Annotated in this window: 6 protein-coding genes; 3 read left to right on the forward strand and 3 right to left on the reverse strand. The window is 68.7% G+C overall.

What is annotated here, in order from left to right:
* Positions 1-4: 4 nt before the first annotated feature.
* Positions 5-337 carry a 4a-hydroxytetrahydrobiopterin dehydratase gene (locus JJB11_RS22725; RefSeq protein ID WP_201176917.1) on the reverse strand — a complete coding sequence of 111 codons (333 nt, stop codon included), beginning with the start codon at positions 335-337 and terminating at the stop codon, positions 5-7.
* Between the two features lie 55 nt (positions 338-392).
* Positions 393-1,655, reverse strand: a complete 1,263-nt coding sequence (locus JJB11_RS22730) for a M48 family metallopeptidase (protein ID WP_201176919.1) — start codon at positions 1,653-1,655, stop codon at positions 393-395.
* A gap of 35 nt (positions 1,656-1,690) precedes the next feature.
* On the opposite strand from JJB11_RS22730, the gene orn reads away from it, so the two are divergent.
* The 3 genes from orn (at position 1,691) to JJB11_RS22745 (ending at position 6,312) form a co-directional block, all read left to right on the forward strand.
* Entirely contained in the window at positions 1,691-2,272 is a 582-nt protein-coding gene (gene orn, locus JJB11_RS22735) for an oligoribonuclease (RefSeq protein ID WP_201176921.1), read from the forward strand.
* A gap of 265 nt (positions 2,273-2,537) precedes the next feature.
* On the forward strand, positions 2,538-4,073 hold the full coding sequence (locus tag JJB11_RS22740) for a DEAD/DEAH box helicase (RefSeq protein ID WP_242529078.1): 1,536 nt from the start codon (positions 2,538-2,540) through the stop codon (positions 4,071-4,073).
* Between the two features lie 169 nt (positions 4,074-4,242).
* Positions 4,243-6,312, forward strand: coding sequence for an ATP-binding protein (locus JJB11_RS22745; RefSeq protein ID WP_201176930.1), 2,070 nt, complete (start codon positions 4,243-4,245; stop codon positions 6,310-6,312).
* 7 nt (positions 6,313-6,319) lie between these two features.
* Here the strand turns inward: JJB11_RS22745 and JJB11_RS22750 are convergent, their stop codons facing one another.
* On the reverse strand, positions 6,320-7,549 hold the full coding sequence (locus JJB11_RS22750) for a multidrug effflux MFS transporter (RefSeq protein ID WP_201176932.1): 1,230 nt from the start codon (positions 7,547-7,549) through the stop codon (positions 6,320-6,322).
* Positions 7,550-7,784 lie beyond the last annotated feature (235 nt).

Below are 7,784 nucleotides of genomic sequence, written 5' to 3' on the forward strand. Positions count from 1 at the left end.
ATCCTCATGCGAGCAACGCGTCGGCGAGCGCGGCGCATTCGAAGTCGGTCTCCGAAATGCCCTGCACGGCGTGCGTGCTCCAGCGCACCACGCAGCGGTCGTAGTGCACCGACAGGTCCGGATGGTGGTCGATGCGGTGCGCGACGAAGGCCAATGCGTTGACGAAGGCGATCGTCTCGAAGTAGTCGGCGAAGCGGAAGGTCCGCTCGATCGCGACGTCCGCGCCGTCGCCACTGAGCTTCCAGCCGGGCCGGTCCGCCAGCCGCTTCACGATCTCCGTCGGCGTGAGCGCGCGGCGCGGCACTTTCGCCCACTCGCGCTTCGCGAGATCGCTCATTCGAATTCCCTCCGCGCTACCCGCTGCGGGATTCGCCTTGGGGCGGCCCGGCGGCTCATGCCGCCGCTCCCAGCCGCGCGAGCCGCTCGGTGGCCGGCGGATGCGAGTAGTAGAACTTCACGTACACCGGATCGGGCGTCAGCGTGGACGCGTTGTCCTCGTACAGCTTCAGCAGGGCGCTGCCCAGGTCCTGGCCGCTGGTCTGCGTGGCCGCGAAGGCATCGGCCTGGAACTCATGCTTGCGCGAGAACTGCGCCATCAGCGGCGACACGAAATACGTGAACACCGGGACCGCGATCATGAACAGCAGCAGCGCCAGCGCGTCGTTGGGCCCCTGCAGGTTGGGCCGCACGCCCAGGCCGGTGTAGAACCAGACGCGCGTGGCCAGCCAGCCGAGGAGGGCGAAGCCGGCAAGCGAGATCGCGAACATCAGCACGATGCGCTGGATGATGTGCCTGTGCTTGTAGTGGCCCAGCTCGTGCGCGAGCACCGCATCCACCTCGCCGGGGGAGAGCTTGGCCAGCAGCGTGTCGTAGAAGACCACGCGCTTGGCGGCCCCGAAGCCGGTGAAGTAGGCATTGGCATGGGCGCTGCGCTTGCTGCCGTCCATGACGAACAGCCCCTTGGCCGCGAATCCGCAGCGCTGCATCAGCGCGGTCACGCGCGCCTTCAGCGTCTCGTCTTCCAGTGGCTTGAACTTGTTGAACAGCGGCGCGATGAACGTCGGGTAGATCACCAGCAGCAGCAGGTTGAACCCCATCCACACGCCCCAGGCCCACAGCCACCACACGTGGCCGGCGGCGCCCATGAGCCACAGGATCAGCGCCGCGATCGGCAGGCCGATGGCCACGCCGAGCACGACCGCCTTGGCGGAGTCGGCCAGCCAGAGCTTCCAGGTGATCTTGTTGAAGCCGAAGCGCTCCTCGACGACAAAGGTGGTGTACAGCGAGAAGGGCAGTTCCAGCAGGCCGCTGATGGCGGCGAAGCACGCGAGCAGCGCGAGCTGCTGCCACATGCCCGTGCCGAGCCACGCGACCAGGCCGCGGTTCAAGGCATCGAGGCCGCCGAGAAGCGTCCACCCGAGCAGCACGGCCGCGCCGAAAGCGGTCTCGATCAGGCCGACGCGCGACTTCGCGATCGTGTAGTCGGCGGCCTTCTGGTGCGCCGACAGCGACACGGTGGCGGCGAATGGGGGCGGCACCGCATCGCGATGGCGCGCGACATGGCGCACCTGGCGCGTCGCGAGCCAGAACTTCACGGCCAGGCCGGCGACCAGGAATGCCGCAAAGGCCAGCGTGAGCACGAAAGAGGGATCCATCCCATGGATCTTAGGCCATCGGCGACAATCGACCGATGTCCGAAATGCCCGCCGCAGCCCCTGCCAGCCTCGCCAAAAGTGACCAGAACCTCGTATGGCTCGACTGTGAGATGACCGGCCTCGATCCGGAGCGCGACCGCCTCATCGAGATCGCGGTGGTCGTCACCGGGCCGGACCTGCAGCCTCGCATCGAAGGCCCCGTGTTCGCGATCCACCAGAGCGAAGCGCAACTGGACCTGATGGATGCGTGGAACAAGGGCACGCACGGCAAGAGCGGGCTCACCGAGCGCGTGCGCGCCTCCACCATCACCGAAGCCGATGCCGAGCGGCAGTTGCTGGACTTCATCGGCAAGTACGTGCCCAGGAACGGCAGTCCCATGTGCGGCAACAGCATCGGGCAGGACCGGCGCTTCCTGGTGAAGTACATGCCCCAGCTCGAGGCCTGGTTCCACTACCGCAACCTGGATGTGAGCACGCTCAAGGAGCTCGCGCGCCGCTGGCGGCCGGATGTGTACGCCTCGTTCAAGAAGCAGCAGTTGCACACGGCCCTCGCCGACGTGCACGAGTCGATCGACGAACTCGCGCATTACCGCGAGCACTTCCTCAAGCTTGGGTAGTGCTGGGGTTCGCTGCGCTCACCCCAGCCTACGGGGGATGGGCACGACGCGAACCGCCACCGCGTGCGGGAAAACCCGAAACCTGCCATAATTCGTCCTTCGCCGCTTGATCGCGGCGTTTTCGCGCATCTGCCTTCTCGCACTGGCCCGCTCGTTCCGAGCAATCTGGGCCGCAGGCCCCCGGCCTGTTTGTCGTTGGAATGGTTGATGTACTCCAACCATTTCGATGACGGCGCACCCGCCCGGGGCGCCGCGTGGACATCTCATGACCGAAACCCAAGATACCGTCGTGGCGAATGGCTTTGCCGCGTTCGGCCTCGCCCCTGAACTCCTCGCCGCGGTCGCCGACCTCGGCTTCACGCAACCCACTTCCGTGCAGCAGCAGGCCATCGGCCGCGCCATGGCGATGGACGCCGAAGGCCGCGCGATCAACGACATGCTGGTCTCCAGCCAGACCGGCAGTGGCAAGACCGCTGCCTTCCTGCTGCCCGTGCTGCACACGCTGATCCAGCAGAAGGCCGCCGAGATCGAGGCCGAACGCAAGGCCCACGAGGAGGCCGTGGCCCGCGGCGAGACCGCGCCCAAGCGCGCGCGCCGCAACCCGCTGTCGCCGCGCAACTTCCAGGCCGCCGTGCCCGGTGCGCTGATCCTGTGCCCCACGCGCGAGCTGGCGCAGCAGGTGGCGCACGACGCCATCGACCTGGTCAAGCACTGCAAGGGCCTGCGCATCGCCAACGTGGTGGGCGGCATGCCTTACCAGATGCAGATCGCGCGCCTGCAGAACGCCGACCTCGTGGTCGCCACGCCGGGCCGCCTGCTGGACCTGCAGCGCTCGGGCCAGATCAAGCTGGACCAGGTGCAGTTCCTGGTCGTCGACGAGGCCGACCGCATGCTGGACCTGGGCTTCGCCGAGGACCTGGCCGAAGTGCACCAGCTCACCGCCAACCGCCACCAGACCATGATGTTCAGCGCCACCTTCGCGCCGCGCATCCAGCAGCTGGCCGTGCGCGTGATGCGCGAGCCGCAGCGCATCCAGGTCGACTCGCAGCACGAGAAGCACGCCAACATCGAGCAGAAGCTGTTCTGGGCCGACAACATGCACCACAAGCGCCAGCTGCTCGATCACTGGCTGCGTGACACCAACATCAACCAGGCGATCGTGTTCGCGAGCACCAAGGTCGAATGCGACAGCCTGGCCGAAGACCTGCAGCAGGCCGGCTTCGCGGCCGTGTCGCTGCACGGTGACCTGTCGCAGGGCCTGCGCAACCGCCGCCTGACGGCGCTGCGCAATGGCCAGATCCAGTTCCTGGTGGCGACCGACGTCGCGGCGCGCGGCATCGACGTGCCGACCGTCACCCACGTCTTCAACTACGGCCTGCCGATGAAGAGCGAGGACTACACGCACCGCATCGGCCGCACCGGCCGCGCCGGCCGCGATGGTCTCGCGATCACGTTCGCCGAGTTCCGCGACCGCCGCAAGATCGGCGACATCGAGCACTACAGCAAGCAGCGCTTCAACGCCGAGACCGTCCCCGGCCTCGAGCCCAAGGCGCGCTTCGAGCAGCGTCCGCCGGCGCGCACCGGCTTCGGCGGCAAGCCCGCCCGTCCGGGCGAGCGTCGCAGCGGCTTCGGCGACCGCGCCGCCACCGGCTTCGGCAAGCACACCGGCTTCGGCGCCAAGACCTTCACGCCGCGCGACGGCCGCAGTGCGCCGGCCGAGCGCAGCTTCGGCGGCGAGCGCGATGCGCGCGGCGCCGGTGGCGATCGTGGCTTCGGCGGCCGGGCCCGTCCCGCGCGCTGATCGCTCCCCAGCTCATCCGCAAGCGGCCGCAAGGCCGCTTTTTTTTATACCCCCACGGTCGCCGCGGCGCGACGGGTTCCGATAATCTCGCCGGGAGACGTCGTAGCACGCGAAGAGCACGACAGCACCACAGGGGCGAACGCGCCGCGCGCGCCCGAAACACCTCGCAGTGACCCAAGCCAGCACCGTCCAGCCTGATCCCCATCCGCTCCTCGCGGCGCGCCCTGCGCAGGCGGGATACGCCGCGGGCGAGACGGGCCGCATGCTGCTCGCCACCGACTGGGCGGCGACGCCGCTCGGGCCGATGGACTGCTGGCCGCAGGCCCTGCGCATCGCGCTCGGCATCTGCCTGAACTCGCGCTTCCCGATGTTCGTCTGGTGGGGTGAGCACGCGATCAACATCTACAACGACGCCTACATCCCGATGCTCGGCCAGCGGCATCCCGCCGCCTTCGGCCGCCCCGCGCAGGAGACCTGGAGCGACATCTGGGAGATCGTCGGCGCGCAGCGCAAGCTGGTGATGGAGCGCGGCGAGCCGACCTGGAACGAGCGCGTGCTGCTCGTGATGGAGCGCAATGGCTTCCCCGAGGACACCTGGTTCACCTGGTCGTACAGCCCGATCCACGAGGAAGACGGCAGCATCGGCGGCCTGTTCTGCGCGGTGACCGAGGAAACCGGCCGCGTGCTCGCCGAGCGCGAGCGCGACCGGCTGATGCGCGAAGCCCAGGACGCCGCGCGCACGCTGCGCACCTGGTTCGACAACGCGCCGGGCTTCGTCGCCTTGCTGCGTGGACCCGACTTCGTCTTCGAGCTGGTGAACGAGGCCTACTACCAGCTGGTGGGACACCGCGGGCTCGAGGGGCAGTCGCTGTTCCAGGCGCTGCCCGAAATCGCCAGCCAGGGCTACTTCGAGCTGCTGCGCGAGGTGTACGAGACCGGCCAACCCTTTGTCGGGCGGGGCATGCGCGTGGTCCTGCAACGCACTCCCGACGCCGCGGCGCAGGAGCGCTTCGTGGACTTCCTCTACCAGCCCGTGCGCGCCGCAAACGGCGCGGTGGTGGGCATCTTCGCGCAAGGCCACGACGTGACCGAGCAGGTGCTGGCCACCAATGCGCTGGAGGAGGCCAACCGCCGCAAGGACGAATTCCTCGCGACGCTCGCCCACGAGCTGCGCAACCCGCTCGCGCCGATCCGCCAGGCCGCCATGGTCGCCAAGTCCACGCGCGACGCGGCGCGCCAGGCCTGGGCCATGGACGTGATCGAGCGCCAGGTCGGCCACATGGCGCTGCTGCTGGACGACCTGCTGGACGTGTCGCGCATCTCGCGCGGCCAGCTGCAGCTGCGCATCGCGCAGGTCGAACTCCGGTCCGTGGTGGACTCGGCGGTCGAAACCGCCTGGCCCCTGATCGAGGCGAAGCGGCATCAGCTGCAGGTGCAGCTGCCCGACGAGCCGGTGCAGCTCGCGGTGGACCCGGTGCGCATCGCGCAGGTCTTGGCCAACCTGCTGTCCAACGCGGCCAAGTACACGGATGCGGGCGGCAGCATCCGCTTGTCCGCCGAGGTGCATGGCGACCGGCTGCTGCTGCACGTGCGCGACAACGGCATCGGCCTGTCCGCCGAACACATGGAGGCGATCTTCGGGATGTTCTCGCAGGTCGCGTCCGCATCCGAACATGCGCAGGGCGGGCTCGGCATCGGACTGGCCTTGAGCCGCGGGCTCGTGCAGCTGCACGGCGGCACGCTGCAGGCACGCAGCGACGGCCCGGGCCTGGGCTCGGAGTTCAGCGTGTCGCTGCCGCTGCAGCCGCGCGCCGCGGAGCCGGCCGGAACGAGCGGTGGCGCGGCGGCGCCCCAGCGCGAGGCGCCACGCGGGCGCCGGATCCTGGTCGCGGACGACAACGCCGACGCCCTGTCCACCATGACCTTGCTGCTGGAGATGGAGGGGCACGAGGTCCACGCCGCGGCCGACGGCGAACAGGCCCTCGCGCGCGCCGAGGAACTGCGGCCCGACGTGGCCATCCTCGACATCGGCATGCCGCGCCTGAGCGGCCATGAGGTCGCGAAACGGATCCGTGCTTCCGAATGGGGTCGTGACACCTTGCTGATCGCGCTCACGGGGTGGGGCCAGGCGCAGGACCAGGAACGCGCGCTGGCCGCGGGCTTCGACTACCACTGCACCAAGCCCGTGGACCTCGCGGCCTTGCTGCCGCTGGTGAACGCGCCGCGCCGCAGTTCCTAGCGCACGTTCAAGCGATTGCGTGCCGCCCGGTCTGCGGCCATTGCCAGCGCAGGTACACCCACGCGACCAGCCCCACGCTCATCATGAGCAGCGAGGCCACCGCGAGATCGCGCGTGGACCCCATCACCAGCGGCGCGATCGCGCCCGCGACGATGCCGTTGGCCGTGGAACCGATGAAGGCCTGCAGCGAGGAGGCCATGCCGCGCCGCTCCGGATGCAGGTCCAGCACCAGCAGCGTCACCACCGGAACCATCAGCGCCCAGCCGAAGGCGAACAGCGCGATCGGGATCAGCGCCCAGCCCGCGGTCGGCGTGAACAGGAAGTTCGCCGCAACGTTGCCGAGCGAGACCAGCAGCATCACGACGAAGCCATAGCGGATCTGCTGCTTCGGCGCGATGCGGCCGGCCAGTCGACCCGAGGCGAACGAACCCAGCATGATGCCGCTGATGGTCAGCAGGAAGAACCAGAAGAACTCGGTCGGCGCGAGATGCAGGTGCTCGCCCAGGAACACGGGCGCCGAGAGCACGTAGAGGAACATGCCGTTGAATGGCACGCCGCTCGCGAGCGCCAGCAGCAGGAAGCGCGGGCTCGCGCCCAGCTGCCAGTAGCCGCGCAGCAGGTTGCGCACGTTGAACTGCTGGCGCTGCGTGACGTGCAAGGTCTCGGGCAGCAGCTTCCAGTTGGCGAGCCACAGGGCGATGCCCACGGCCGTGAGGAACCAGAAGATCGAATGCCAGCCTGCGTGCACGAACAGCCAGCCGCCCACGATGGGCGCGACTGCCGGCGCGACGCCGAAGTAGATGGTGACCTGGCTCATCACCTTCTGCGCCTGGTCGGGCGGGAACATGTCGCGGATCACCGCGCGCGACACCACGATGCCGGCGCCGGTGGACAGGCCTTGCAAGGCCCGGAAGAACACCAGGTGCCCGATGTTCTGCGACAGCGCGCAGCCTGCCGACGCCAGCGTGAACACCGCGATGCCCCACAGCACCACGGGCCGGCGCCCGAAGCTGTCCGAGAGGGCGCCGTGGAACAGGTTCATGAACGCGAAGCCGAACAGGTACGCCGACAGCGTCTGCTGCATCTGCACCGGCGTGGCGCCCAGCGTCTGCTCGATGCCGGAGAACGCCGGGATGAAGGTGTCGATCGAGAACGGCCCGAGCATGCCCAGCAGGGCGAGCAGGAAGGCAAGGGCCCAGCGCGGGGCGGTCCAGATCTGGCTGGCTTCGGGATTCATGAAAGGGCAGGCGAGGGCGAACCCGAGGTTGTACCGCACATCCCTGCGCCAGGATGCGCGCGTGCGCTATACCCCGCAGACCGCGGCCGCCGTCCTGCGTTGCAGCGCGGCGCTAGCTGTGATGTCTCAATAGGTTGTTCATCCGTCCCTGATTTGGGAAGCTGTGGTTACCAAGCCCAGCCAACCATCTCGGGAGAGGACGGATGAACAGACCCAAGAATGCAGCATTGACTCC

Origin of the sequence: Ramlibacter ginsenosidimutans, assembly GCF_016654015.1 — a bacterium.
GTDB classification, from domain to species: Bacteria; Pseudomonadota; Gammaproteobacteria; order Burkholderiales; family Burkholderiaceae_C; genus Ramlibacter; species Ramlibacter ginsenosidimutans.

Excerpts from the sequence above, each read along its gene's own strand:
- JJB11_RS22725 (WP_201176917.1), bottom strand. The coding sequence starts at position 337 with ATGAGCGATCTCGCGAAGCGCGAGTGGGCGAAAGTGCCGCGCCGCGCG.
- JJB11_RS22730 (WP_201176919.1), bottom strand. The coding sequence starts at position 1,655 with ATGGATCCCTCTTTCGTGCTCACGCTGGCCTTTGCGGCATTCCTGGTC.
- orn (WP_201176921.1), top strand. The coding sequence starts at position 1,691 with ATGTCCGAAATGCCCGCCGCAGCCCCTGCCAGCCTCGCCAAAAGTGAC.
- JJB11_RS22740 (WP_242529078.1), top strand. The coding sequence starts at position 2,538 with ATGACCGAAACCCAAGATACCGTCGTGGCGAATGGCTTTGCCGCGTTC.
- JJB11_RS22750 (WP_201176932.1), bottom strand. The coding sequence starts at position 7,549 with ATGAATCCCGAAGCCAGCCAGATCTGGACCGCCCCGCGCTGGGCCCTT.